This is a genomic window from Actinoplanes sp. M2I2 (assembly GCF_023544445.1).
Classification (GTDB): Bacteria; Actinomycetota; Actinomycetes; order Mycobacteriales; family Micromonosporaceae; genus Actinoplanes.
The window spans coordinates 1-24,862 of record NZ_JALPVJ010000018.1 but is presented as its reverse complement, the minus strand read 5'-3'; the positions used below and the strand labels follow the sequence as shown (position 1 = coordinate 24,862).

The following is a 24,862-nucleotide window of genomic DNA, read 5'->3' as shown; positions in this document are numbered from 1 at the left end:
GCAAAGGAACGTTCCCTTCCCCCCTCGGAGCGATCTGGTGACCAAGCCCTTGAACTCTTCCACCGAGCTCACCGAACCAGCGACGATCACCGAAACCGACGCGCCTCCCGGCACCCTCTGGTCGCGGATGAAGGCCGATCCGCAGTACGCGCCGGAGCACCTCGCCCTCGAAGCGGTCCGCCGGCTCGGCCCCGAGGCCGCCGCCTGGGCCGAACGCGCCCGGGCCGAACACCCCGACCGCACTCCCGAGCAGCTGGCCGCCCAGGCCGTCAAGCGGTTCACGACACTGGCCCGCATCTCCGGCGCGGTGTCCGGCGCCACCGGCCTGCCCGGGGCGGTGCTGGACGTCGGCGTTCTGGCCTGGAACCAGGCCCGCATGGTGCTGCACATCGCCGCCGCCCACGGCCACGACCCGGCCGCCCCCGAACGGGCGACCGAGCTGCTGGTCCTCCAGCGCGTGCACAAGCTGGCCCAGTCGGCCCGCCTGGCCCTGGGCGTCGCCGCCGGGCGTGAGCGCGCCGTCAAGATGTTCGCCGGGGCGGGCACCCGCCCGCTGAGCGGCGTGATGCTGCGGCTCGGCGTCAAACTGGCCCAGATGGCGGGAGTCCACGCCGCCCGGCGTGTGTTCGCCAAGATGATCCCCGGCGCGGCGATCGTGCTCGGCACCTGGGTCAACTCGGCCGCCACCCGAGAACTGGCCGAGCGCGCCCGCGATCTGTACAGCCACACCCGCCAACCCGACCCGCAACCACGCTAGCGTGCCCCGCATGGGGATCACACTGACCGAGGCCTGGGAACTCAGCCGGGCCGACTCGGGTCTGGCGCTGGTGTCGACGCTGCGCGCCGACCAGAGCATCCAGACCTCGCTGGTCAACACCGGCATCGTCACCCGCGGCGAGCCGTTCCTGGCCTTCGTCACGTACGGGCCGGTCAAGCTGGCCAACCTGCGGGCCCGGCCCCAGGTGACCGTGGGTTTCCGGCAGGGGTGGAAATGGGCCGCGGTCGAGGGCCGGGCGCAACTGGCCGGCCCGGACGACCCGTGGCCCGGTCTCGACGCCGAAGGGCTGCGCCTGTTGCTGCGGGAGATCTTCGCCGCGGCCGGCGGCAGCCACGACGACTGGGACGAGTACGACCGGGTGATGCGTGAGCAGCGCCGCACGGCCGTCCTGATCAGCCCCACGCGCGTCTACAGCTAAGCCCGCCGCCGCGCCGGACGATCGGATCTGCTGAACGGATCCGATCTCAAGGAGGCTGCGTGCGTCGTCGTTGGCTGGGACTGGGGCTCGTTGTCGCGCCGCTCGTGCTGGGCGGCTGCGGCAGTGGCGACACGCCGGGCGCCACTCCGAGCGAGAACGGCGCGACGCCGTGGGTCGTCGTGGCCACCGGTCAGGCCACCCCCTCGCCGGTCGCGAGCCGGGCGACCGGTACGCCGAGCCCGGTCCCCAGCGGTTTCCTGCCGCTGCCGTCGGACGCGGCGGCCGCGAAGCCCACCGGCAGCCCGTCCTGCCCGCCGGTCAAGGGCAACGTGATCAACGGCGCCGACGCCACCACGGGCGCCACCAGCGGCACCGTGACCTGGTACGACCCGGCCACCTCGAACATCGTGGAGTACCGGGTCACCGCGATCACCCAGGACTCGATGCTCGGCCCGCAGCGGGAGGTCGGCTGGACCGTCGTCACGCCCGGCACCACGTGCGGCTACCGGACGGCCACGGTGACCGGTCTGGATCGCAGAACCCGCTACGTCTTCTCGGTCGACATGGTGACCACCCGCCACGACAGCGACGGCACGCTCGCCGCGACGGTCGCGCGCTCCCGAGTCGTCAGGACGTCGTGAGCCGCGCCTTCGGGGTCCAGCCCCGCGCCCGGGCCCGCCCGATGTCGAGCACCAGGCCGTCGGTGATCTGATCCAGCGCGTACGGGGTCAGGGCCGGCAGCAGGCCGGTCGCCGCGACCATCCGGACCGGCCGGGCCGGCACCCGCCGCACCGGCACGCCCAGGACGGCCGCCACCGCCGCGTCCCGTGAGTAGGGCGTCGCGTCGGCGATGTTGTAGGCGCCGGGCGGCCACCGGTGGGCCGTCAGGCAGGCCGAGGCCAGGTTCTCCACCGCGGTCAGGCTCAGCGTGACGTCCGGACCGGGCAGCCAGGCGCGACCGGCCCGGACGGTCCGCCGCAGCCGGGGAAGCAGGTGCGGGTCGCCCCGGCCGTAGACGGCCCGCGGCCGCAGCACGACCGCCCCGGCCGCCAGCGCCAGGCGTTCGCCGGCCGCCTTCGTTCTTCCGTACGCCGTCCGCTGCCCGTCGGTCGGCCGGTCCTCGCGCACCGCCGCCGGGTAGGGGCCGGGCCGGTAGACACTCGCGCTGCTCACCCACACGACGGGCGTCGTCCCGGCCGCCTCCAGAAGCCGCCGGGTGCCGTCGACGTTGACCGCCGCGAACTCCCGTTCCGGGCCCGAGTCACCGACCGCGGCGGCCAGGTGCAGCACCACGTCGGCCCCGCGCAGATCGGGCGTCCCGGTCGTGGCGTCCCAGAAGACGTGCTCGCCGACCGGCCCCGGCCGCCGGCCCACGCAGACCACGTCGGCGCCCGATCCGGCCGCCGCCCGCGCCACCACGGCGCCGCAGAAACCGCTGGCACCGGTCACCGCCACCCTCACGGCGTGCCCTGTTGGAGCGGTGCCGCCTGGTCGAGCGGGATGCGTGCGCCGGGTGCCGTGCCGCGGATGGTCAGCGAGCGCCAGCCCGGCAGCGCGGCCCGCCGGTCGGCCCGCGCCCGGGCCACGACCGGTCGGTACGGTGCGAGCGCCGCCAGCAGGTCGGCGAGCTGCGCGCGGGCCAGACCGGCGCCCGGGCAGAAGTGCGAGCCGGCCCCGAAGACCAGCTGGGCCGTGCGGGCCGGCTGCGGATGGTCCGGCTCCGGGCCGGCGCGGTGGGCCTCGGCGGCGTGCCGGGCGATCAGCAGCAGCCGGTCGCCGGACCGCACCGGGCAGCCGCCGACGGTCGCGTCCCCGGCCGCGACCCGGGGCAGCAGCGGTGTCGGCGCGGTGACCCGCATCAGCTCGTCCGCCAGAGCCCGGCCGGCGTTTTCCCACAGGTCGTCGTCGCAGGCCCAGGCCACGGCTCGGGGCAGCGCGGCCACCGTGGTGTTGACGGCCGCCACGGCCAGCATCACGTTGCGGCCCGCGTCGGCCGGCCGGCCGGGGGCCACCAGGCCGATGAGCCGGTCCGCGGCCGCCGCGGCCGAGCGCCCGGCCCGCCACCGGCCCACCCCGGGCAGGTGGGCACGGGCCGCCGCGGCCGCCGCCACGCGGGCCGCCGTCGCGAGCTCGACCGGGTCGACGTCGAGCTCGAGCAGCTCGGCCGCGGTGGCTCCGGCGATCTCGGCGGCCAGCGGCACGAGGTCGACGGCGCCACCGGTCGCGAGCACCGGCAGCCGGTCGTCGAGCAGCCTGGTCCAGGTCGGGCGCAGTTTCGCGACCCCGGCCGCGCCGAGCAGCGTGGCGGTGGCCCGGCGGCTGTCGCGGTGCTCGGCGCCCTGCTGGTCGAAGAGCGCGCCCGCCCCGGCCAGCTCACCGGCCGCCCCACCGGTGGTGCCGGCGGCCGTCCGGTCGAGCGGCACGCGGGTCAGCGCCGTGCGGAACGCTTCCTGGTCGTGCACCAGCACCGTGCTTCCCAGCCGCAGCGCCGGCCGCCGCCGGGTGGCCGCCAGCAGCGCGAACAGCACCGGGTGGCTGCTCAGATAGACCCGCCTGTCCCGGGACCGGGCCGTCACGCGCCGGCCACCAGGCGGGCGGCGGCGGCCCGGTCGGGCTTGCGGGAGCGGCCGGCCAGCGGGATGCGGGCGAAGACCACGGCGTCGGGCCGGGCCGAGCCCATCCGGGCCAGCGGTTCGCGCAGCGCCAGCCGGACGTCGCGTTCGGCGGCGCCCGCGGCGGCCTGCACGACCGCGACCACGCGCTCGTCGCCGTCGCCGGCCGGGACGCCGACCAGCAGGGCCAGCTCGACCCCGGGCACGTGCAACGCCGGCTCGTACAGGCCCGGGTAGATGTTCTCGGCCCGGCGCAGGATCATGTCCTTCGCGCGGCCGCCGAGCACCACCGTGCGGCCCTCGACCCGGCCGACGTCGCCGGTGACGACCCACGAGAACGGCTCCTCGCCGAGGTAGCGGTCGGCCGCGGTCGGCCCGGCCAGCTGCACCTGACCGTCGGGGCCGACCCGGGCGTCCACGCCGGGCAGCAGCTCGCCGACCAGGTCGCCGTCGCCGTCGTAGGCGCTCTTGGTGGCCGACTCGACGGCGGCGGCCGGGAAGACCTCGGTGAGCGCGTAGACCCCCCAGGCCTCGCGGGCGCCCGCGCGGCGCACCGCGGCCAGCAACGAGGCGCTGACCGGGGCCGAGCCGCTGTAGACCCGCCCGTCGAACTGGCAACCGGCGGCCAGCGCGGCCCGCAACTGCGGCGGGGTCAGATAGACGGCCTGCGGCCGGAGCGAGCGGAGCTGGCGTCGCAGCCCGCGGCGGGCCGGCAGGGCCACCGGCGCCCCACTGGCCAGCGACGGCAGCAGCACGAAGAACGTGCCGCCCAGCACCGGCGCTCCCGGCACCGGCCGCACCAGGTCGCGCACCGCCGCCATGCCGGCCGAGACCGAGGCCCGGGTGTGCACGACCGCGCGCGGCCGGCTGGTCGTCCCCGAGGTGAACACGACCACGGCGTCGCCCTCACCGGCGTACGCCCGGGGGAACCGGCCCGGCCGCGGACGCAGGGCCGGCGGCGAACCGGGGAGCCGGCGCCCCACCGTCCGGACGGGCGCGATGGCGCTCAGATCGGGCAGGGCGAGATGGGCGCGGCGGGCCAGCGGCGCCGCCCACCCGGCCACGGCCTGAGCGGCCGCGTCGGCCAGCACCAGGCGGGGCCCGGCCAGCGCGAGGCGGGCCCGCACCACCTCGGGACCGGCCGACGGGTCGACCACGGCCAGGCGCAACCCGAGGTGGTAGGCCGCCAGCAGGACGGCCAGCGAACGGGGGCCGGGCCGCACGGCCAGCGCGACCGTTTCCCCGGCGGTCAGCCCCTCGGCGGCGAGCGCCACGGCGTAGCCGCCCACCAGCCGGGCCAGGTCGCCGCGGCTCGTGCCGGGCAGCGCCGGGCGGGCGTCGTCCTCGCGCAGCCCGGCGATCAGCTCGGTCAGCATCAGCGCGGGTCCGCCGTGTGCGCCCCGCTGCCCTGGTCCAGATACCACTTCGCGGTGCCGACGACCCCGTACGCCCGGAGGCGCCGGGTCGAGTTGGCGACCACCATGTGGCGGCTGTGCACGATCGCCGGCGTGGTGCGGCGTACCCGGTTGAGGAACGTGCGGTCGGTGGGGGAGGGCCGCCTCGGCATGCCGCCGCACGCCTCGTACAGCGCCGCGGTGATGGCCATGTTGTTGCCGGCGTGCATGCGGTACGGCGCCTTGAATTCGGGCCCGGAGTGGGCCGGGCGCAGCCGGCCGAAGCTCGCCGCGAGCACCACCAGCAGCCGGAAGAAGGCGCGCCCGCCCGGACCGTGCTCGTCGGCCCGGGCGGTGATGCGGCCGCAGGCCAGTCCCCGCGAGGAGACCAGCGCCGCGCGGGCCGCCGCCACCCAGCCGGGGGCGGGCAGGCAATCGGCGTCCGTCCGGGCCAGGTGCACCGCGCCGGCCGCGATGGCGTGCCGGAAACCGGTGTCGACCGCGCAGCCCACGCCCTTCTCGGGCTCGACGAGCAGGTGGGTCGGGAACGGCCCGCGGAACGCGCGTACCACGTCGGCGGTGGCATCGGTCGAGCCGTTGTCGACCACGAGCAGCGTGAAATCCGGGTCGGTCTGCGCCGCGAGGGCCTTCAGGGTCGCACCGATCCGGGCCGCCTCGTTGTAGGCCGGGACGATCACCCACAGCGGGGCGGTCACGAGACCTCCCACACCATGGTCATCAGGCTGACGCCGCCGCCCAGACCGACCAGGAGCACCCGGTCGCCGGCGTTCAGGCCCGGGCGTACGCGGCCCAGCTGGACGCCGATCGAGGCGGAGGCCATGTTGCCCAGCTCGCCGACGGTCACCTCCAGCTTGTCCCGCGGGACGCCGGTGACCGCGACGAAGCGTTCCAGGTAGGGCCGGGTCACCTGGTGCACGAGCACCTTGGCGTAGTCGTCCCAGCCCAGCCCGGTGCGGGCGGCGACCCGCTCGATCAGGCCGGCGCCGATCTGCTCGAACACGTCGCGCAGCCGGCGGCCGTCGCCGGTGAAGTACGTGTGCTCGTCGCCGCGGGGATGCCGGGAGCCGCCGCCGAAGATGCCACCCACCGCCCAGTGCTCGGAGTGCGTCTCGGTGTCGATGTCGAGGATGCCGCCGCTCGCGACCGGCTCGACCAGCACGGCCGCGCCCGCGTCGCCGAAGGTGTAGCCCGCGAACGCGGCCCGCGCCTCGGCCAGGGTGCGCAACCGGGGACGCCGGGCCCGGGTCGGCGTCTCGCCGGTCACGACCAGCGCCCTGCTCGCGCGCCCGGCCAGGATCATCGAGCGAGCCAGGTCGATGCCGTTGAGGAAGCTGTTGCAGGCGTTGGTGACGTCGAGCGCGTGGGCCCGGCTGCCCAGGGCGGCCTGCACCACGTGCGCGGTGGCCGGCTCGGTCATGTCGCGGGTGGCGCTGGCGAACAGCAGCAGGTCGAGGTCGTGCGGGTCGGTGCCGGTGTCGGCCAGCACCTTGGTGGCGGCGTCGACGGCCAGGTCCGAGGCGTACTCGTCGTCGGCCGCCACGTGCCGCTGCCGGATGCCGGTCGTCCGGCGGAACAGCCCGGCCGGCACCGGCAGCCCGCCGGCGACCCGCTGCTGCAGATCGTCGGTCAGCTCGGTCCGGGCCGGCAGGGCGTACGCGATCCCGGTGATCCCCACAGTCATGGGCGTCAGCCTTCCGTGCCGGACGGCTCCGGCACGTGAGTAGAAGTGTTCACTTCGGCGGGGAAATTGCTCAGGACCGCGCCGAACCGGCCGGCTCGCGCACCAGCGACTGGTCCTCGTAGCAGTACTGCCAGCCGTCGCCCTCCTGCAGCGAGCGGATCAACGGGTGCCGGCTGTCCTCGTAGTGGGCCGTCGAATGCTTGTTCTTGGAGTCGTCACAGCAGGCGACCAGGCCGCAGGTCAGACACATGCGCAGCTGCACCCAGGTGTCGCCCGTCTCGACGCACTCCGCGCACTCCTCCTCGTCGGTCTCGGTGATCTGGATCCGATCGAGGTGGGTGCACGCAGTGCTGATCGTCTCCTCCCGCACGTACCGCCAGCGGTCGTGCAGCAGCCGGTCGGGGATGATCCGGGCCAGGTACTTGGAGTTCGCGGCCAGGATCGGCGCGAGCACCGCGAGGATCAGCACGTAGAGCGCGATGAACGGGCCGATCCGCTCGTCGAGCCCGGCGCCGATGGCCAGCGTGGCCAGGATCAGCGAGAACTCGCCCCGGCCGAGCACGGTCAGGCCCACGTTGGCCGCGCCGCGCTGGTTGAGCCCGAAGAGCCGGGCCGTGATCAGGCCGGCCGAGACGTTGGTGACGACCGTGATGCCCACGGCGATCAGCACCGGCACGACGACCGAGCCGATCTCGCCGACGTCGATGCTGGTGCCGAACGCGACGAAGAAGATCGCGGCGAACACGTCGCGCAACGGCACGATGATGCGTTCCGCGCGCTCGCGGATCGACGTGCGGGCCACCACCAGACCGATCATCAGCGCGCCGATCGCGTCGGAGACGCCGATCTCGGCCGAGATGCCGGCGATCAGCACGACCAGGCCGACCATGATGATCGCGACCAGCTCGTCCTCGCGGGTGTCGAGCGCCCGGCCGATCCACTTGGCGCCCCAGCGGGCCACCGCGAACAGCACGGCCAGATAGCCGAAGCTGATGCCGATGCGCAGGATCAGCTCGCCGGCCGAGGTGGCGCCGGACAGGATCGGGCTGAGCAGGGCCAGGTAGAACGCCAGGAACAGGTCCTCGATGACGATGATGCCCAGGATGACCGGCGTCTCGGCGTTGGCCAGCCGGCGCATCTCGATGAGTAGCTTGGTGGCGATGGCCGACGACGAGATGCCGACCGCGCCGGCGATGACGAAGGCCTCCTTGGCCCCCCAGCCCAGGGCGAAGCCGAAGCCGAGCCCGGCGCCGATGTTGATGCCGATGTAGGCCCCGGCCGCCCAGAACAGGCGTTTGCCGCTGCCCAGCACCTGCTCGACCGGGAACTCCAGGCCCAGGTGGAACAGGAGCACGACCAGGCCGAACAGGGCCAGGATGTCGAGGTCCTCGGGGTGTTCGAAGGCGACCGGACCGGCCGTGCTGGGACCGAGCAGGATGCCGGCCAGCATGAAGAACGGGACGGTGGGCAGGCCCATCCGGCGCCCGAGACGGGCGAGCAGGCCGGCCACCAGGATCAGGGCGCCGAGCCCGATGAGGTTCGCGTGCACGCGGTCAGTCCACGAAGAACGTGCCGGCGAGCACGGCACCGATTTTGCGGGCTTGCTCCTCGGTGAGCTCGATCACCGCCGTCGGCTCGTCCCCGGCCGTGGTGAACACGTAGAGGTGCCGCTTGCCGTCCCGGCCGACCACGATCGACACGCGGTCGCTGCCGGAGTGCAGGTCGACGTCGTACCGGGTGCCGAGGCCGGGAAGTTCCTGGATGCGAACGCCTTTGCCCATAGCCGGAGATCCTAGGGGCAGCCCCCGGTGGCTGACCAGGCGCGACCGGGGGTGGTCGCCAGCACACTCTCGGCCTCCCGGCTGACCCGGTGGGCGTCCTCCTCGCAGGCTCGTTCGTAGGCGGCGAGGGTGGCGGCGGCGATGCCCGGCCAGGCAAAGTCGTCGTGCACCCGGCGGCGGGCCCGGCGGGCCACCGCGCGGGCGTGCTCGCGGTCGGCCAGCACGGCCCCGACCGCGGCGGCCAGGGCGTCCGGGTCGCCGGGCGGGAACTTCACCCCGGTGACGCCGTGGTCGACGATCTCGGCCAGCCCGCCGGTGTCCGCCACCGCCACCGGCGTCCCGGCGGCCGCCGCCTCCAGCGCCACCATGCCGAACGGCTCGTAGATGCTCGGCACGACGTAACAGTCGGAGGCGCCCATCAGGGCGGTCAGGTGATGGCCGGTCAGGAAGCCGGCGAAGGTCACCCCGTCGGTGGCCAGAGCTTCCAGATCCTTGCGGTACGGGCCGTCGCCGGCGATGACGACCCGGAGCCCGGGGTGCCGCTCGCGCAGGGCCGGCACGGCCGCGAGCAGGTGCTGGACGCCCTTCTCGTAGACGAGCCGGCCGGCGAAGCTGACCAGCGGGCCGTCCGCCCCGGCGTACCGGCGGCGGGCGGCGGCCACCGCGCGCGGCCGGGGGCTCCAGACGAGCGCGTCCACCCCGTTGGGCACCACGTCGATGCCGGCCGCGGGCACGTCGAACAGCCGGCGCACCTCGTCGCTCATGTAGTCGGAGCAGACGATCGTGCGGGACGCCTCGCCGGCCAGCCACCGCTCGATGTCGTCGATCGACCGGTTGTGCGGGTGCGGCAGCCAGCCCTGGTGCCGGCCCGACTCGGTGGCGTGGATGGTGGCGACCAGCGGCACGTCGAGGTGGTCGCGCACGGTCACCGCGGCGTGGGCCACCAGCCAGTCGTGCGCGTGGATCACGTCGTAGCGGCCGGTGCGGGCGGCGCGCAGGGCGGTCCGGGTCAGCGTGTGGTTGAACGCCATCGCCCAGGCCAGCATGTCGCCGTCGCGTACCTCGAAGCGGGCCGGGTCGTCGGGCGCGCGGAGGATGCGGACGCCCTCGGCGTACTCCTCGCGCAGCGCGCCCGGCGCCTGCCGGGTGACCACCGTGACGTCGTGCCCGGCGGCGGCCAGCGTGGTGGCGAGCGCGTGCACGTGCCGGCCGAGGCCGCCCACCAGCAGCGGCGGGTACTCCCAGGACAGCATCAGGATGCGGGTCACGGCTCAGGCCTTTCGGAGGACACGGAGGAGCTCGGCGACGGAGCGCGCCGAGAAGGGGCTGCCGCCGGCCCGGTGCGGCGGGTCGCCGTCGGCGGTCTCGCTCACCGACCCGGCGCCCCACTCGCGCAGGTGCGCCTCGAGACCGTCGAGCAGGTCGTCGGTGGGCCGGCCGAGGGCGGCGCACGCGTCGGCGTACGGGCCGATCAGCCACGGCCAGACCGTGCCCTGGTGGTAGGCGATGTCGCGTTCGTCCCGGTCGCCGCGGTGCTCGCCCTGGTAGCCGTACTCGGTCGGGGCGAGGGTGCGCAGGCCGAGCGGGGTCAGCAGGGCGTCGCCGATCCGGTGCAGGGCGGCCACCCCCTCGTCGAGCGGCGCGTGCGGCAGCGACCAGGCGAGCAGTTGGTTGGGCCGCAGCGACGGGTCGTCGTGGCGGCTGCCGGCCCCGAGTGGATAGGTCGCGGCCGGGCCGTCGATCACGTCGTACAGCCAGCCCTCGGGCGCCGGGAAGCGGGCCCGGAACGAGGCCCGCGCGCGGTCGTGCCCGGCCCGCGGACCGGCGTCGTCCCGCCCGGCCTCGGCGGTCAGCCCGGCCAGGACGGCCAGGGCGTTCACCCAGAGCGCGTTGATCTCGACCGGTTTGCCGATCCGCGGGGTGACCAGGCCGTCCTCGGTGTAGCCGTTCATCCAGGTGGCCGCGGTGCCCAGGCGCACCAGCCCGTCGGCCGGGTCGACGTCGAGGTGACGCCGCAGCAGCCGGCCCAGCGGGTCGACCAGCTCGGCGGCCAGGTCGGTGTCGCCGGTGCGGCGCACGTGCCGGTCGATCGCGTGGGCCAGCCAGAGCGGCGCGTCCGGCGAGCTCCGAGGCGCCCACGGGCCACCCGGCTCGGCGATCTGCTCGGCGGCGCTCACGGTGTGGGCCAGCAGCAGCTCGCGGCCCTCCTCGACCCGGCCGGTGTCCAGGAACAAGCCCTCGTACGAGGTCATCGTGTCGCCCAGGTAGCTGCCGAACCACGGGTAGCCGGCGACGACGTCCGGGCCGTCGGCGCCGTGCACCACGAACGCGTCGGCCGCCAGTACCAGCGTCTCGACGGATCCCTCGGCCTTGGCCGCGGCCACCAGCTCGCGCGACCGGGCCCGAGCCGCGGTGATCACCGACGTGGCCGGGACCGGTCGCTCGGTCAGCTCGCCGGCCCAGGCCGAGATCTCCATCACGCCGCCGGGGCTCACCTGCTCGAAGTACGTGCCCGCGTGCCAGAGATCCTCCACGGCGGGCAACCCGCGGGCGGCCTCCTCCCGGGCGTACGCGCCGAGGTGCCACTCGCCGCCGGCCTGCCAGCCGGGTCCGGCGATCCGGTACGCGTCCTCCACGATCACGCCGCCGGCGACCTGCTCCACGCGCAGCGGCCCGCTGCCGGCCCGGCGCAGGTCGTGCGCGTCACGCCAGGTGCACATGGCCGCGACGGCCAGCCCGACCGGCTCGGCGGCCGACACCACCCGGTGGGTGACGGCTACGCCCGGGTGCCCGTGCCGCATGGCGAGCTCGCGTTCGATCACCACCCCGCCGATCCGCCAGCGCCACCGCGGGACGCCGTCGATCAGGGCGAAGGTCTCCAGATGGCGATCCCCGCGGGGGACGAGCGCGCGCGACTCCCACTCATGGGTGAACAGCGGGACCTTGGCCCCCGTGGGGAGCGTCACGGTGAGGTCGAGCGCGGCCAGGGCCAGGCGCCGCTCGCCGGTGGCGTCCCCGGAGCCGGGCACCGCGGCCAGCGTCAGCAGCGAGTGGTAGCGCCGGGTCCGCAGACCCGGGACAGTGCCGGTGGCGAAGCCGCCCAGACCGTCCGTCACCAGCCATTCGCGGTCCGGGGAACCACACTCGTGCGGTCCGAAAGTGATCGGCACGCCCGCCTTATGCTCAATTTGCGGAAAGTCAAACCCCGAAGTGTGGCAGTCCACCTGAGTTGGGTATCGGGTCCGTAGCGCGAAAACTTGTCCGCCCCATCGGTGAGAATGGCCCACGACACGGCCGCACAGGGTTACACCCGCGGATGGGTGGGCAATTGCCTCCCGCCGCGGTGCCGAAGCTGTGCGGTCGCAGCGCACCGAAGGTCGAGGGGTGGGAGCACGATATGCAGGTTTGGCCTGGTCACCGGTACCCGTTGGGTGCCACGTACGACGGCACGGGCACGAACTTCGCGATCTTCTCCGAGGGGGCCGAAGCGGTCGAACTGTGCCTGTTCGACCCGTCCGGCAACGAGCGCAAGGTCCAGCTTCACGAGCAGGACGCGTTCGTCTGGCACGCCTACCTCCCCGGGGTCGAACCGGGGCAGCGCTACGGCTACCGGATGTACGGGCCGTACGACCCGTCGCGCGGACTGCGGTACAACCCGCACAAGCTGCTGCTCGACCCGTACGCCCGGGCGGTCGACGCCGACATCGACTGGCACCCGTCGCTGTACGCGTACGACTTCGAGAACCCCGACCAGATGTCGGATCTCGACTCGGCCGCCTACATGGCCAAGGGCGTCGTGGTGAACCCGTACTTCGACTGGGGCAACGACCGCCGGCCGGACATCCCGTACCACCACTCGGTGATCTACGAGACCCATGTGAAGGGGCTGACCGAGCGGCACCCCGAGGTCCCCAAGGACATGCGGGGCAGCTACTCGGCGATCGGCCACCCGGCGATCATCGAGCACCTCAAGAGCCTCGGCGTGACCGCGGTCGAGCTGATGCCGGTGCACCAGTTCGTGCACGACAACCGCCTGCACGACCTCGGCCTGCACAACTACTGGGGCTACAACACGCTCGGCTTCTTCGCGCCGTACCAGGGCTATTCGTCGACCGGCACGCTGGGCCAGCAGACCCAGGAGTTCCGCGGCATGGTCAAGGCGCTGCACAAGGCCGGGATGGAGGTGATCCTCGACGTCGTCTACAACCACACGGCCGAGGGCAACCACCTGGGCCCCACGCTCAGCCTCAAGGGCATCGACAACCGGACGTACTACCGTCTGGTGGACGATCAGCCGCAGTTCTACATGGATTACACCGGCACGGGTAACAGCCTCAACGTGCGCAGCCCGCAGAGTCTCCAGCTCATCATGGACTCGCTGCGGTACTGGGTCACCGAGATGCACGTCGACGGCTTCCGCTTCGACCTCGCCTCGACGCTGGCCCGCGAGTTCTACGACGTCGACCGGCTCTCCACGTTCTTCGAGGTCGTCCAGCAGGACCCGGTGGTCGGCCAGGTCAAGCTGATCGCCGAGCCGTGGGACGTCGGCCCCGGCGGTTACCAGGTGGGCAACTTCCCGCCCAACTGGACCGAGTGGAACGGCAAATACCGCGACACCGTACGCGACTTCTGGCGCGGCGAACCGGCCACGCTGGCCGAGTTCGCGTCCCGGATCACCGGCTCGGCCGACCTCTATCAGGACGACGGCCGCAAGCCCTTCCACTCGATCAACTTCGTGACCGCGCACGACGGGTTCACGCTCAACGACCTGGTGTCGTACAACGACAAGCACAACGACGCCAACGGCGAGGAGAACCGGGACGGCGAGAGCCACAACCGGTCGTGGAACTGCGGCATCGAGGGTCCCACCGACGATGCCAAGGTGCTCGAGCTGCGGGCCAAGCAGCGGCGCAACTTCCTGGCCACGCTGATGCTGTCGCAGGGCGTGCCGATGATCTCGCACGGCGACGAGCTGGGCCGCACCCAGCAGGGCAACAACAACGCCTACTGCCAGGACAACGAGCTCTCCTGGATCGACTGGGGCGACGCCGACGAGCACCTGCTCGAGTTCACCCGCAAGCTCACCGCCTTCCGCCACCGCCACCAGGTGTTCCAGCGGCGGCGGTTCTTCACCGGTCTGCCGGTGACCGCCCGCGGCGGCGGCGACCCGCTGCCCGACCTGGAATGGTTCACCCCCGACGGCCGCCAGATGGCCGGCGACGACTGGGGCAACGACTTCGGCCGCGCGGTCGCGCTCTTCGTCAACGGCGAGGGCATCCGCGAGCGCGGCCAGTACGGCCAGCGGCACGTCGACAGCTCGTTCCTGCTGTTCTTCAACGCGCACGACGCGCCCATCGAGTTCGCCACGCCCCCCGCCGAGTACGGGGAGAAGTGGGAGAAGGTCATCGAGACGGCCGAGCCGTCCCCGGATCGCCCGTCGGTCGTCGAGGCCGGCAACAGGCTCTGGGTGCCGGACAGGTCGCTCATCGTGCTCGACAGGACGGTCTGAATGCCCCCTTCCGGAACCTACCGAGTCCAGGTCCGCCCCGAGTTCCCTCTCAAGACGACGGCCGAGCTGGCCGACTACCTCGCCGACCTCGGCGTGAGTCACCTCTACACGGCGCCGCTGCTCACCGCGACTCCCGGTTCCGAGCACGGGTACGACGTCGTCGACCACTCCCAGGTCAGCCCGGCCCTGGGCGGGGCCGACGGGCTGCGCGACCTCTCCGCCGCCCTGCAGAACGCGGGGCTGGGCCTGGTCGTCGACATCGTGCCCAACCACGCCGGGGTCGCCGTGCCGTCGGCCAACCCGACCTGGTGGGACGTGCTCCGGCGCGGCCAGGAATCGGAATTCGCCGACTTCTACGACATCGACTGGTCGCGCGGCCGGCTGCTGATCCCGACGCTGGCCGACTCGCCCGACGCGCTCGACGACCTGCGGGTCGAGGACGGCGAGCTGCGCTACTACGACAAGCGGTTCCCGATCGCCGACGGCACCGGCGAGGGCACCGCGCGCGAGGTGCACGACCGGCAGCACTACGAGCTGGTCAACTGGACCCGGGGCGACTCCGAGCTCAACTACCGCCGGTTCTTCGCGATCGTCGACCTGGCCGGTCTGCGCGTCGAGGACCCCAAGGTCTTCGACGCCACCCACGCCGAGATCCTGCGCTGGTACAACGAGGGCCTCGTCCAGGGCATCCGGGTCGACCACCCGGACGGCCTGCGGGACCCCGGCGCCTACCTGGAGCGGCTCAGCCAGGCCGCCCCCGACGCCTGGCTCGTGATCGAGAAGATCCTCGAGCCCGGCGAGGAGATGCCGCGCTGGCCGGTCGCCGGCACCACCGGCTACGACGCGCTGGCCGAGGTCGGCGGGGTCTTCGTCGACCCCGGCACCGAGGCGTTCTTCGACACCCTCCAGCACCACCTGACCGGCGGCGAGAAATCCTGGCAGGACCTGGTCCACGAGACCAAGTTCACGGCCGCGACGACGCTGCTGGCCGCCGAGCTGGCCCGGATGGCCCGCCTGGCGCCCGAGATCGAGGACGCGCCGCGCGCCCTCGCCGAGCTGGCCGCCTGCTTCCCGGTCTACCGGTCCTACCTGCCGTTCGGCTCACGCCACCTGGCCAAGGCCCGCTCCGAGGCCGGCCGCCGGCGCCCCCAGCTCATCTCCGTGCTCGACCAGCTCTGCGCCCGGCTGCGCAACCCCGACGACGAGCTGGCCGCCCGCTTCCAGCAGTTCACCGGCGCCGTCATGGCCAAGGGCGTCGAGGACACGGCCTTCTACCGCTGGACCAGGTTCACCGCCCGCAACGAGGTGGGCAACGACCCGGTCGACTTCGGCGTCGGCCCCGACGACTTCCACGACTCCAACGAGGAACGCCACCGCACCTGGCCCGACTCGATGACCTCGCTGTCCACGCACGACACCAAACGCAGCGAGGACGTGCGGGCCCGGCTCGCGGTGCTCTCCGAGGTGCCGGGCGACTGGACCGAGGTGGTCCGCCGCTGGGTGCGGGTCGCCCCGCTCGGCGATCCCGCGCTGGCCCATCTGGTGTGGCAGGCCGCCGTGGGCGCCTGGCCCCTCTCGCGTGAGCGACTGCAGGCGTACGCCCTGAAGGCGGCCAAGGAGGCGGCCAACAGCACCTCCTGGCAGCACCCCGACGAGCAGTTCGAGACGGCGCTGCGCGCGATGGTCGACAGGATCTACGACGACCCGGCCCTGCACCGCGAGGTGTCCGACTTCGCCGCGTCGATCACCCCGCCCGGCTGGTCCAACGCGCTCGGCCAGAAACTGGTGCAGCTGACCATGCCCGGTGTGCCCGACGTCTACCAGGGCACCGAGCTGTGGGACTACTCCCTGGTCGACCCGGACAACCGCCGCCCGGTCGACTTCGCCGCCCGCCGCGAGATGCTGGCCCGCCTCGACGACGGCTGGCTGCCCCCGGTCGACGAGACCGGCGCGGCCAAGCTGCTCGTCACCAGCCGCGCCCTGCGGCTGCGGCGGGAACGCCCCGAGCTGTTCGGCGGCTACCGCCCGGTGTTCGCCGAGGGCCACGTCGGCTCGCACGTGCTCGGCTTCGACCGCGGCGGCGCCGTGACGATCGCCACCCGCCTGCCGGTCGGATTGTCACGTCACGGCGGCTGGCGCGACACCGTGGTGTCACTCGACGGCCACAGCTGGACGGAAGTGTTCACCAACACCAGCTATGGCGGGAACCGTCTCTCGGTGGCCGAGCTTCTGCGTACCTATCCCGTCGCACTCCTGGTGAAAGAAAAATGACGCTGTTCGAGGTGTGGGCCCCGGAGAAGACCGTGCGTCTGTCTCTCGGAGGCGAGGAGCTGGAGATGGAACGCGGCGCGGACGGGTGGTGGCGCGTCGACGTGCCGTCGGCCGGCCCCGGCGCCGACTACGCGTACGTGCTGCCGGACGCCGCGCAGCCGCTGCCCGACCCGAGATCCCCGTGGCTGCCGCAAGGCGTGCACGGTCCCAGCCGCGTCTACGACCACGGCGCCTACGCGTGGACCGACACGGCCTGGACCGGCCGCCAGCTGCCCGGCTCGGTCCTGTACGAGATGCACATCGGAACGTTCACCGCCGAGGGCACCTTCGACGCCGCGATCGACCGACTCGACCACCTCGTCGAGCTCGGCGTCGACCTGGTCGAACTGCTGCCGGTCAACTCGTTCAACGGCGAATACAACTGGGGCTACGACGGCGTGGCCTGGTTCGCGCCGCACGAGGCCTACGGCGGCCCCGACGGCCTCAAGCGCTTCGTCGACGCCGCCCACAACAAGGGGCTGGGCGTGGTCCTGGACGTCGTCTACAACCACTTCGGCCCCAGCGGCGCGTACGCCCCGATGTTCGCCCCCTACCTGAGCGAAGCCGGCTCCAACCCGTGGGGCGCCGCGGTCAACCTCGACGGCCCCGGCGCCGAAGAGGTACGCCGCTACATCGTCGACAACATCCTGATGTGGCTGCGCGACTATCACATCGACGGCCTGCGCCTCGACGCCGTGCACGCGCTGGCCGACCACTCGGCCGTCCACCTGCTCGAACAGATGGCCGTCGAGGTCGAGTCGCTCTCCGCCCACGTCAACCGCCCGCTGTCGCTGATCGCCGAGTCCGACCTCAACGACCCCCGGCTGATCACCCCTCGCGAGGCCGGTGGCTACGGCCTCAACGCCCAGTGGGACGACGACATCCACCACGCGCTGCACGCCACCCTCACCGGCGAACGGCAGGGCTACTACGGCGACTTCGGCTCCCTGGAATGCCTCGAAACGGTGCTGACCAGCGCCTACTTCCACGCCAACACGTGGTCGAGCTTCCGCGGCCGCCGCCACGGCCGGCCCGTCGACCGCACCCGCACCCCCGGCCACCGCTTCGTCGCGTTCCTGCAGGACCACGACCAGATCGGCAACCGCGCCATCGGCGACCGCATCTCCGCGACGCTGTCGCCCGGGCTCCTCAAGGTCGGCGCCACGCTCCTGCTGACGTCCCCGTTCACGCCGATGTTGTTCATGGGCGAGGAGTGGGCGGCCAGCAGCCCCTGGCAGTTCTTCACCAGCCACCCCGAACCCGAACTGGCCGCCGCCGTCAAGAACGGCCGCCGGCGCGAGTTCGCCGCCCACGGCTGGGACGAGGCCGAAGTGCCGGATCCCCAGGACCCGGAGACGTTCCTGAGGTCGAAACTGGACTGGGACGAGCGCGCCAAGCCCGAACACGCCGAGATCCTCGACCTCTACAAGCGGCTGATCGCCCTGCGGCGCAGCCGGCCCGAGCTGACCGACCCCTGGCTCGACAAGGTCGAGGTATGGCACGGAGATCAGCATCTGGTCATGCGGCGCGGCAACACGGCGGTGGCGGTCAACTTCGCGGGGGCGCCGCAGACGGTCTCGTTGCGGGATGTGCCGTCGAAGGTCTTGCTGGCTACGTCCGAGGGTGTGGTGTTGCAGCGGGATCGGGTGGAGCTGCCGGCTGAGAGCGCGGTTGTCGTCGCTTATCGGTGACCCGGTCTCGGCTGGGCTTTGTGGGGTTTGTTGCGGTGGGACGGCCGGGAGTCAACCGGCGGGCAGGTGGTGGGTCACTCGCTGCTGAGTGCGGGGTTGCGGAGGCGGTCCCCTGACGGGTCTGTGGTCTGGCTGCCGCGTTGGGGTCGAAGCCAGGCGGTCATCTCGGGCAGGCTGGGCTAGGTGGTGGGTCAAGCGGACGCACCGCGCCGGTTGCGTCCGCCTTCGGCTCCGTCGTAAACGGCTGGGGTTGGTCTTTTCTAAGCCGGGGTCTTGGCTTGGGGGCTCTCCGGGCGACGGCAGTCGCCGCTCATCGTGAGCAAGGGCAGGACGCAAGCGGGGTGTGCTTGCGTTCTGCCCTTGCTTGCGATTCGCTTGCGCCTGTCGTTGCCCGGAGAGCCCCCAAGCCCCTCACCGCAACCATCGCCAGAGAGCTCTCCAGCGATGGCCGGGGTCTGGGGCAGAGCCCCAGGGTTTACCAGCAGCACCGACGCCCGGACAGGGTCAGCGGTGCAGCCCCGTCCTCTCCACCGCCTCGGGAGCCGGCGCTGCAGGCCGCACCCCGCGCCATCGCTGACTGACCCGATAAGCCAACGCCCGCGTGAAGTGGATCGTCCCGGTCGGGTGCAGGTCGGGAGTCGTGTTTCGGACCGGGTCGAACGCGAGCTCCTCATCCGTACGGGAGGGAAGTTGCTTTCCGAACGTGACCCTGCCGAAGGCGCGGTCGTCGGCGTAGAGGACGAGCGCCCCGCCGGAGAGCCCCGCCAAATCGCGCCCCAGGGGCGTCTCCTCGTCGGCGCGCGCCCCGAGGTAGATCTTGCGCTCGGACCCCGTCCGGTACGCCACGATCGAGCCGTAGAACGTGTCGAAGGTGCGCCGGGGCGCCGGCAGGTGCCGGGTGAAACGGCCTTCTCCGGAGGTCGACATCAGCAGGTCGAGCGGCCTCTCACCCGCGACTCGCACGGCGACTCCGCGGATGTCCGCCCGCTCACCTCTCGTTCCCACCCCCTTGGAGATCCGGACGACGGCCGGGTGCCGGCCCGGCCGGTCGAGCAGGTCGGCGCCTTCCTTCCGGCCGGAACCCCAGACGATCAGCTCACCGGTGAAGGAACGGCCGTCCGGGTGCAGGAAGCGCTGGTGGCGGGAGTGGACGACCCGGACAACCAGGGCGACGGCGACGGCGGCGAGCAGGGGGCGTTTCATGCCTTCGGTCTACCCGGAACGGGCGGGTGAACTCGCGCGGGTACGCAGACGTGACGTTCGTGCGGCACGATAGGCGCCCATGGGGTCCGATCGCAGCGGGGTGACCGGCCGCTTCACGTGGCCGGTGCGACGCCGTACGCCACCGGGGCCGGAGGGCACCGCCGAGGACATCGCGGTGCAGGATCTGGCCGAGCGCGAGGCCGCCGAGCAGCGGTTGCCGCCGCCCGAGCCCGAGCCGCTGATCGAGCCGCCGCGGTTCAACCTGGCGGCGTTCCGGCTGGCCGCGCTGGGGCTCGCGCTGGTGCTGGCGCTGGGGCTGGCCATGGTGCGGCTGTTCGTGGGCGGGCCGCCGTCCGTGGCTGACTTGCGGGCGCAGGCCGGGGTGGAGTCGTGGACCGAGTTGCCGATCGGGGTCAAGGACGATCAGCCGGGTACGGCTTTCCGGGACCGGAACGGGCGGTGGAGCGGCTTCGACGTCGACATCGCGTACATGATCGCCGAGGATCTCGGGTTCCGGCGGGACGAGGTGAAGTTCTTCGCGATCGAGAGCGAGGACCGGCCGCGGATGCAGGCCACCGACGCGAACGGTGGAAGGGTCCCGGTGAAGCTGGTGATCGCCAGCTTCAGCATCAATGCCGCTCGAAAGGCCACGGCCGGGGTCCGGTTCTCGGAGCCGTACCTCTACACCGAGCAGTCGGTTCTCACACTGCGCAGCGCCAAGCATCCGCGCGTCTCGACGTTGAAGGATCTGGACGGCGAGCGTGTGTGCTCCATCTCGGCGTCGACGAGCGTGATCGCACCCGGCGCCGCGGGCGCGATCGTCATTCCCCGAAACCGGATCAGCCAGTGCATCGAGGATTTGCGCGCGGGCCGCGTGAGCGCGGTGACGACGGATGCCGCGATCCTGGCCGGCTTCAAATCACGCTCTCGGAACGAGTTCGACCATTGGGACGTCGGTGAGCCGGCGAACGAGACGTGGGGCGTCAACGTGGGGGACAACCCGGCGTTGCAGCGGCTGGTCGACCTGACGCTCTACCGGTCGTACGCGGATCCGAAGGACGCCCGGTGGGAGGAGGCGTACGACCGGAACTTCCGCTCCGAGATGGACGCGAACAAGGGCGCTCCGATCGCGGTCGGCGAGCAGCCCCGGGTCGTGCGGCCGGACATCCGGGAGCAGCCGTGGGAGGACGTCTTCGGATGAGCGACAGCATCTACGTCAAGGGCGGCCCGATCCCGGCCCGGCGTCGTCGAGCGCAGCTCAACTACCTGCTCACCATCCTGCCCGCGTTCCCGCTCGTGCTGCTGGTGCTGCGGCTCTGGTATCTCAGCCGGCAGGACCTGCCCACGATGCTGCTGCTGGTGCAGTACATCTCGCCGCTCGGCATGATCAGCGCGCTGTTCATCACGCTGATCTGGAGCGTGCCCGCCGTCGTGCTCGTGCTGCGGCTGCTCGGCAGTGTCCTGCTGGTCAGCGCGCCCGAGGACGCGGGCCGGTCCCTGGTCGCGGTGACCGCGCTGCGCATGCCCGACTGGGTGGTGCTGCTCGCCGCCATGCTGGCCGCGTTCACCTGGCAGCTGCGCCTGCTGCCGCTGCTGGGCATGCTGATCGTCGCGATCCTCGGGCTCACCGCCGTGCAGCGCTTCCACACCGAGCGGTGGCTGATGGTCTGGATCACGATCGGCGTACCGGTGCTGGCCGGTGTGCTCGTGCTGATCTTCGTGTGGCCGGGCATCGTCCAGGCGCTGCGCCTCGGCGAGACGTCCACGGCTCTGCTGCTGGGAGTGCCGCCCCTGCTGGGTCCGCTGCTGACCGGCCCGGTGCCGGCCCGGGCCGCGCGCCTGGTCACGCACTGGCCGGCGGTCGCCGCGGCGCTGGTCGCGCCGCTGGCGATCGGGGTGGTCTTCCTGCGAGCCCCGGTGCTGCCGAGCAGCGCGGTCGAGGTCGGCGAGCCGGGCGAATCGGCCAAGGTATTACGCGGACAGCTGATCGCTGTGGACGACACCTCGACGACGGTCCTCGAAGATGGTGGACTGGTGAAGTTCATCCCCAATGAACAGGTGGTTTCCAAGACGCTCTGCCCGGAACCGGCCCGGCCGCCCGACAGCGCCGCCTCGGTGCGCGGGTGGGCGGTGACCGACTCCGCTCTGTCTTGGATAGCGCCGACACGCCGTGTGACGGAGGTCGATCCACGATGCCTAGGGCGACCGCTGACGCCCCGCTGACCCGTTCCGCCGAGCTGCCCACCACCGCAAACGGGACGCGGGACGTGCTTTCGCGCGAAACGCCGCGGACCGCGTGCAGACAGGGTTGCGATGATCTGGGAAGCTGCACGCCATGACCTTGCACCTGCGGTGGGCCGCCGGCACCGATCAAGGACATGTCCGGAGCAACAACGAGGACTGTTACTACGCCGGTGACCGACTCCTCGTCGTGGCCGACGGCATGGGCGGGATGGCCGCCGGTGACCTGGCGAGCCGTCTCGCCATCGAGGCGATGACACCGCTCGACGTCCCGATCGACAACGAGCACCAGATGGACGCGCTGCACAAGGCGCTCGAGATGGCCAACGGCCGGATCGCCGAGCAGGTCGAGGCCGACAACTCCCTGCAGGGCATGGGCACCACCCTCACCGCGGTGCTGTTCTCGGGCACCCGGGCGGCCATGGCCCACGTCGGCGACTCCCGGGCCTACCTGCTGCGCGGCGGCCGGCTCAACCAGCTGACCAAGGACGACACGTACGTCCAGATGCTCGTCGACCAGGGGCTGATCCGTCCCGACGAGGCCGCCGGGCACCCGCGCCGTTCGGTGGTCACCCGGGTGCTGCAGGGTGAGCCGGTCAGCCCGGCCTACGTGATCGTCGAGCCCGAGCCGGGCGACCGGTGGCTGCTGTGCAGCGACGGCCTGACCGCGGTGGTCACCAACGAGACCATCGAGCAGGAGATGCTCGCCGCGGCCGACCCCAAGTCGTGCTGCGAGCGGTTGATCGATCTCGCGCTGCGCGGCGGCGGTCCCGACAACGTCACGGTGCTGGTCGCCGATCTGACCGAGGTCGACTGACCCTTCGAGCCACTTGCACCTGCTCAGGGCTGCGGTAGGTTACAGCGGTCGCGGATCAGGGGGCCCGCGGCTCGACTGGGTGGTGATGATGACGGCGCGTCTGTTCGTCACGCTGGCGGTCGTCCTGGGGGTCACGGCGCTCGGTGAGCTGATCGAGCCGCAGGGCTGGCGTCTCTACACCGACGCCGCTCAACTGGTCGTGGGCGCGGCCGCGGCGTCGATCTGCCTCGCGGCGGCGCGCGGGCGGTCGGGGCTGCAACGGCGGTGGCGGGTGCTCATGGGCCTCGGGCTGGCCGCGTGGGCGCTGATCCGGCTGTGGTGGCTCGTCCAGGACGTCATGCTTCCCGATCGGCCGGTCACGATGCTGTCCGACCTCGGGTTCTTCGTGCTGCCCGCGTGCTTCCTGCTGGCGCTGCTCCACGCCCCGTACACCCGCCCGCGGCCGGTGCCCACCTCGGCCCGGCGTGACCAGATCGCCCTGCTGATCGACAGTGTGCTGATCGCCGGGTCGCTGCTCGCGCTGATCTGGTCGGTCGTCCCGCGCGACTGGTTCCACTGGTCCGGGCAGCCGACCGGTCTGATCGTGGCCGCGGCCGCCTATGCCGTTGCCGATCTCGTGCTGGTCACCATGGTCGGGCTGTTGCTGCTCATCCGGCCCGACTCGCGCGCCGGCCGCCGGCCGCTGGCGCTGGGCGGGCTGGCCCTGCTGGCCTTCGGCGTGTCCGACACCCTGCGGCTGATCCACCTGGCCGACGGTCCACTCGCGCCCTGGCAGTCGGCCGGGCACCTGCTCGGCCCCGCCTTGCTCGCCCTGGCCGCGGTGTCCCGCCCGTCGGCCGGGCGGCCGGCGCCCGTCGACGAGGGCGAGCGCGAGTGGCTTCACCTGCTTCTCCCGTACGTGCCGGTGACCGCGACCGGCATGATGATCGCGATCAACAGCGGGGCCGGCAAGCCGCTGTCGCCGTTCGAGGCATACCTCGGCTGGCTCGGGCTGGGTCTGGTCGTGGCCCGCCAGATGTTCACGATCGTCGACAACACGGTGCTGCTCGAACGGGTCTCGGAGGGGCAGCGGCGACTGCACCACCAGGCCTACCACGATCCGCTGACCGGCCTGGCCAACCGGGCCCTGTTCCGCGAGCGGCTGACCGGGGCGCTCGGCGCCAAGCCGGTCGCGGTGCTCTTCGCCGACCTCGACGACTTCAAGCTGATCAACGACAGCTTCGGCCACGCCATGGGCGACCGCGTGCTGCGCGCGATCGCCGAACGCCTCCAGCGCTGCGTATCGCCCGACGACCTGGTGGCCCGGCTCGGCGGCGACGAGTTCGCCGTGCTGCTCGACCACACGCCGGCCGGCGCCGAGGACACCGGCCGGCGCATCCTGGCGGCGCTGCGCGAGCCGTTCGTGATCGACGGCCGCACCCTCGGGGTGGGCGCGAGCATCGGGCTGGTGGCCTCCGACCGCGAGGAACCCCTGACCGCGGATGCCCTGCTGCGCCGCGCGGACGCCGCGATGTATTCGAGCAAGCGCCGGGGCAAGGGCGCGATGGCCCGGTACGCCGGCGCGAACGACGGCGGCGCGAACGCGGACCTGCCGCACCTGCTGGCCCAGGCACTGGAGTCCGGCCGCCCCGCCGCGTCCGGTTTCGAGGTCTTCTACCAGCCCATCGTCCGCTTCACCGACGGGGCGACGGTGGCCGTCGAGGCCCTGGCCCGGTGGACGTCGCCGGTGGCCGGCCCGGTCCACCCCGACGTCTTCGTGTCGGTGGCCGAGCGCACCGGCCTGGTCGCCGCCATCGACGACTTCGTGCTCAACCAGGCCTGCGTGGACGCGGCCGCCCTGGCCATCGTCTACGGCCGCCCCATCGACATGCACGTGAACGTGTCGGCGGCCCGCCTGAGCCAGACCGGCCTGGAGGAGTCGGTGGCCGGCGCCCTGGCCCGCACCGGCCTGCCGGCGTCGCGGCTGGTCCTGGAGATCACCGAGACCCGCCGCATCCAGGACCTGCCGTCGGCCGCCACGGTCGTGGAGCGGCTGCGCTCGTACGGCATTCGGATCGCACTGGACGACTTCGGCAGCGGCTTCAATGCGCTGGCCCAGCTCCACTCGCTCCCCGTCGACATCGTCAAGCTCGACGCGACGCTGACCGACGTGGACGTGGCCCCGGAACGGGCCGGCGCCCTGTGCCGGTCGGTGCTGACCATCTGCACCGACCTGGGCATCGTCGTGGTGGCCGAGGGCATCGAGACCCCCGCGCGAGCACACGCCCTGGCCGAGCTGGGCTGCCCGGTCGGCCAGGGCTACCTGTTCGGCCAGCCCGCCCCACTCCACCGCCAGCAGCCCCCCATGATCCCGTCCCAGCACATCCCGCCGTCGTCAGCCGCCCACCTGGCCACCTGAGCCCGCCG

The 24,862-nt window shown here is 72.7% G+C and carries 20 protein-coding genes; 10 read left to right on the top strand and 10 right to left on the bottom strand.

Going from position 1 to position 24,862, the window contains the following annotated elements; all coding sequences use genetic code 11:
- Nucleotides 1-37: 37 nt before the first annotated feature.
- From HJC40_RS32275 to HJC40_RS46340, 3 genes are read left to right on the top strand one after another with little or no spacing between them, the layout of a single operon-like run.
- Nucleotides 38-757 carry an EcsC family protein gene (locus HJC40_RS32275; RefSeq protein WP_374273245.1) on the top strand — a complete coding sequence of 240 codons (720 nt, stop codon included), beginning with the start codon at nt 38-40 and terminating at the stop codon, nt 755-757.
- A gap of 10 nt (nt 758-767) precedes the next feature.
- Nucleotides 768-1,196, top strand: coding sequence for a TIGR03618 family F420-dependent PPOX class oxidoreductase (locus HJC40_RS32270; RefSeq protein WP_250006967.1), 429 nt, complete (start codon nt 768-770; stop codon nt 1,194-1,196).
- Between the two features lie 59 nt (nt 1,197-1,255).
- Entirely contained in the window at nt 1,256-1,837 is a 582-nt protein-coding gene (locus HJC40_RS46340; RefSeq protein WP_250006965.1) for a fibronectin type III domain-containing protein, read from the top strand.
- On the opposite strand, the gene HJC40_RS32260 is transcribed toward HJC40_RS46340, so the two are convergent.
- The 9 genes from HJC40_RS32260 to HJC40_RS32220 form a co-directional block, all read right to left on the bottom strand.
- A complete protein-coding gene (locus HJC40_RS32260) occupies nt 1,824-2,645 on the bottom strand; it encodes an NAD-dependent epimerase/dehydratase family protein (protein ID WP_250006963.1) in 822 nt (273 codons plus the stop codon). The genes HJC40_RS46340 and HJC40_RS32260 overlap by 14 nt on opposite strands.
- 8 nt (nt 2,646-2,653) lie before the next feature.
- Complete coding sequence (locus HJC40_RS32255) at nt 2,654-3,772, bottom strand: cytochrome P450 (protein WP_250006961.1); 1,119 nt, start codon at nt 3,770-3,772, stop codon at nt 2,654-2,656.
- The gene (locus HJC40_RS32250; RefSeq protein WP_250006959.1) at nt 3,769-5,184 is read right to left on the bottom strand and encodes a class I adenylate-forming enzyme family protein; all 1,416 of its coding nucleotides are present in this window, start codon (nt 5,182-5,184) and stop codon (nt 3,769-3,771) included. Before HJC40_RS32250 ends, HJC40_RS32255 begins: the two co-directional genes overlap by 4 nt.
- Nucleotides 5,184-5,918 (bottom strand): glycosyltransferase family A protein, encoded by a 735-nt coding sequence (locus HJC40_RS32245; protein WP_250006957.1) that lies wholly within the window; start codon nt 5,916-5,918, stop codon nt 5,184-5,186. Before HJC40_RS32245 ends, HJC40_RS32250 begins: the two co-directional genes overlap by 1 nt.
- Nucleotides 5,915-6,904, bottom strand: a complete 990-nt coding sequence (locus tag HJC40_RS32240) for a 3-oxoacyl-ACP synthase III family protein (RefSeq protein WP_250006955.1) — start codon at nt 6,902-6,904, stop codon at nt 5,915-5,917. Before HJC40_RS32240 ends, HJC40_RS32245 begins: the two co-directional genes overlap by 4 nt.
- Nucleotides 6,905-6,974: 70 nt before the next feature.
- Complete coding sequence (locus HJC40_RS32235) at nt 6,975-8,453, bottom strand: cation:proton antiporter (RefSeq protein WP_250006953.1); 1,479 nt, start codon at nt 8,451-8,453, stop codon at nt 6,975-6,977.
- A 4-nt stretch (nt 8,454-8,457) separates the two neighbouring features.
- Nucleotides 8,458-8,685 (bottom strand): potassium transporter TrkA, encoded by a 228-nt coding sequence (locus tag HJC40_RS32230; RefSeq protein WP_250006952.1) that lies wholly within the window; start codon nt 8,683-8,685, stop codon nt 8,458-8,460.
- An 11-nt stretch (nt 8,686-8,696) separates the two neighbouring features.
- Complete coding sequence (locus HJC40_RS32225) at nt 8,697-9,938, bottom strand: glycosyltransferase family 4 protein (RefSeq protein WP_250007268.1); 1,242 nt, start codon at nt 9,936-9,938, stop codon at nt 8,697-8,699.
- A gap of 18 nt (nt 9,939-9,956) precedes the next feature.
- Nucleotides 9,957-11,801 (bottom strand): amylo-alpha-1,6-glucosidase, encoded by a 1,845-nt coding sequence (locus HJC40_RS32220; protein ID WP_250006950.1) that lies wholly within the window; start codon nt 11,799-11,801, stop codon nt 9,957-9,959.
- A gap of 281 nt (nt 11,802-12,082) precedes the next feature.
- Between HJC40_RS32220 and glgX the strand changes: the two genes are divergently transcribed.
- The 3 genes from glgX to treZ are packed head-to-tail and all read left to right on the top strand — an operon-like array spanning nt 12,083 to nt 18,195.
- Complete coding sequence (gene glgX, locus HJC40_RS32215; protein ID WP_250006948.1) at nt 12,083-14,194, top strand: glycogen debranching protein GlgX; 2,112 nt, start codon at nt 12,083-12,085, stop codon at nt 14,192-14,194.
- Nucleotides 14,195-16,465 carry a malto-oligosyltrehalose synthase gene (gene treY / locus HJC40_RS32210; RefSeq protein WP_250006947.1) on the top strand — a complete coding sequence of 757 codons (2,271 nt, stop codon included), beginning with the start codon at nt 14,195-14,197 and terminating at the stop codon, nt 16,463-16,465.
- Nucleotides 16,462-18,195, top strand: a complete 1,734-nt coding sequence (gene treZ, locus HJC40_RS32205) for a malto-oligosyltrehalose trehalohydrolase (protein WP_250006945.1) — start codon at nt 16,462-16,464, stop codon at nt 18,193-18,195. Before treY ends, treZ begins: the two co-directional genes overlap by 4 nt.
- A 504-nt stretch (nt 18,196-18,699) precedes the next feature.
- Here treZ and HJC40_RS32200 read toward each other — a convergent pair.
- Nucleotides 18,700-19,398: a hypothetical protein gene (locus HJC40_RS32200; RefSeq protein ID WP_250006943.1), complete on the bottom strand. Its 699-nt coding sequence runs from the start codon at nt 19,396-19,398 to the stop codon at nt 18,700-18,702.
- Between the two features lie 79 nt (nt 19,399-19,477).
- Between HJC40_RS32200 and HJC40_RS32195 the strand changes: the two genes are divergently transcribed.
- The 4 genes from HJC40_RS32195 to HJC40_RS32180 all read left to right on the top strand — a co-directional run bounded on the left by HJC40_RS32195 (nt 19,478) and on the right by HJC40_RS32180 (nt 24,854).
- Nucleotides 19,478-20,599: a transporter substrate-binding domain-containing protein gene (locus HJC40_RS32195; protein ID WP_250006941.1), complete on the top strand. Its 1,122-nt coding sequence runs from the start codon at nt 19,478-19,480 to the stop codon at nt 20,597-20,599.
- Nucleotides 20,596-21,621, top strand: coding sequence for a hypothetical protein (locus HJC40_RS32190; protein ID WP_250006939.1), 1,026 nt, complete (start codon nt 20,596-20,598; stop codon nt 21,619-21,621). Before HJC40_RS32195 ends, HJC40_RS32190 begins: the two co-directional genes overlap by 4 nt.
- 112 nt (nt 21,622-21,733) lie before the next feature.
- Nucleotides 21,734-22,456 carry a PP2C family serine/threonine-protein phosphatase gene (locus HJC40_RS32185; protein ID WP_250006937.1) on the top strand — a complete coding sequence of 241 codons (723 nt, stop codon included), beginning with the start codon at nt 21,734-21,736 and terminating at the stop codon, nt 22,454-22,456.
- A gap of 88 nt (nt 22,457-22,544) precedes the next feature.
- Nucleotides 22,545-24,854: a bifunctional diguanylate cyclase/phosphodiesterase gene (locus HJC40_RS32180; protein WP_250006935.1), complete on the top strand. Its 2,310-nt coding sequence runs from the start codon at nt 22,545-22,547 to the stop codon at nt 24,852-24,854.
- The last annotated feature ends 8 nt before the right edge of the window (nt 24,855-24,862 follow it).

Excerpts from the sequence above, each read along its gene's own strand:
- HJC40_RS32270 (WP_250006967.1), top strand. The coding sequence starts at position 768 with ATGGGGATCACACTGACCGAGGCCTGGGAACTCAGCCGGGCCGACTCG.
- HJC40_RS32250 (WP_250006959.1), bottom strand. The coding sequence starts at position 5,184 with ATGCTGACCGAGCTGATCGCCGGGCTGCGCGAGGACGACGCCCGCCCG.
- HJC40_RS32240 (WP_250006955.1), bottom strand. The coding sequence starts at position 6,904 with ATGACTGTGGGGATCACCGGGATCGCGTACGCCCTGCCGGCCCGGACC.
- HJC40_RS32230 (WP_250006952.1), bottom strand. The coding sequence starts at position 8,685 with ATGGGCAAAGGCGTTCGCATCCAGGAACTTCCCGGCCTCGGCACCCGG.
- HJC40_RS32225 (WP_250007268.1), bottom strand. The coding sequence starts at position 9,938 with ATGCTGTCCTGGGAGTACCCGCCGCTGCTGGTGGGCGGCCTCGGCCGG.
- glgX (WP_250006948.1), top strand. The coding sequence starts at position 12,083 with ATGCAGGTTTGGCCTGGTCACCGGTACCCGTTGGGTGCCACGTACGAC.
- treY (WP_250006947.1), top strand. The coding sequence starts at position 14,195 with ATGCCCCCTTCCGGAACCTACCGAGTCCAGGTCCGCCCCGAGTTCCCT.
- treZ (WP_250006945.1), top strand. The coding sequence starts at position 16,462 with ATGACGCTGTTCGAGGTGTGGGCCCCGGAGAAGACCGTGCGTCTGTCT.
- HJC40_RS32200 (WP_250006943.1), bottom strand. The coding sequence starts at position 19,398 with ATGAAACGCCCCCTGCTCGCCGCCGTCGCCGTCGCCCTGGTTGTCCGG.
- HJC40_RS32195 (WP_250006941.1), top strand. The coding sequence starts at position 19,478 with ATGGGGTCCGATCGCAGCGGGGTGACCGGCCGCTTCACGTGGCCGGTG.
- HJC40_RS32190 (WP_250006939.1), top strand. The coding sequence starts at position 20,596 with ATGAGCGACAGCATCTACGTCAAGGGCGGCCCGATCCCGGCCCGGCGT.
- HJC40_RS32185 (WP_250006937.1), top strand. The coding sequence starts at position 21,734 with ATGACCTTGCACCTGCGGTGGGCCGCCGGCACCGATCAAGGACATGTC.
- HJC40_RS32180 (WP_250006935.1), top strand. The coding sequence starts at position 22,545 with ATGACGGCGCGTCTGTTCGTCACGCTGGCGGTCGTCCTGGGGGTCACG.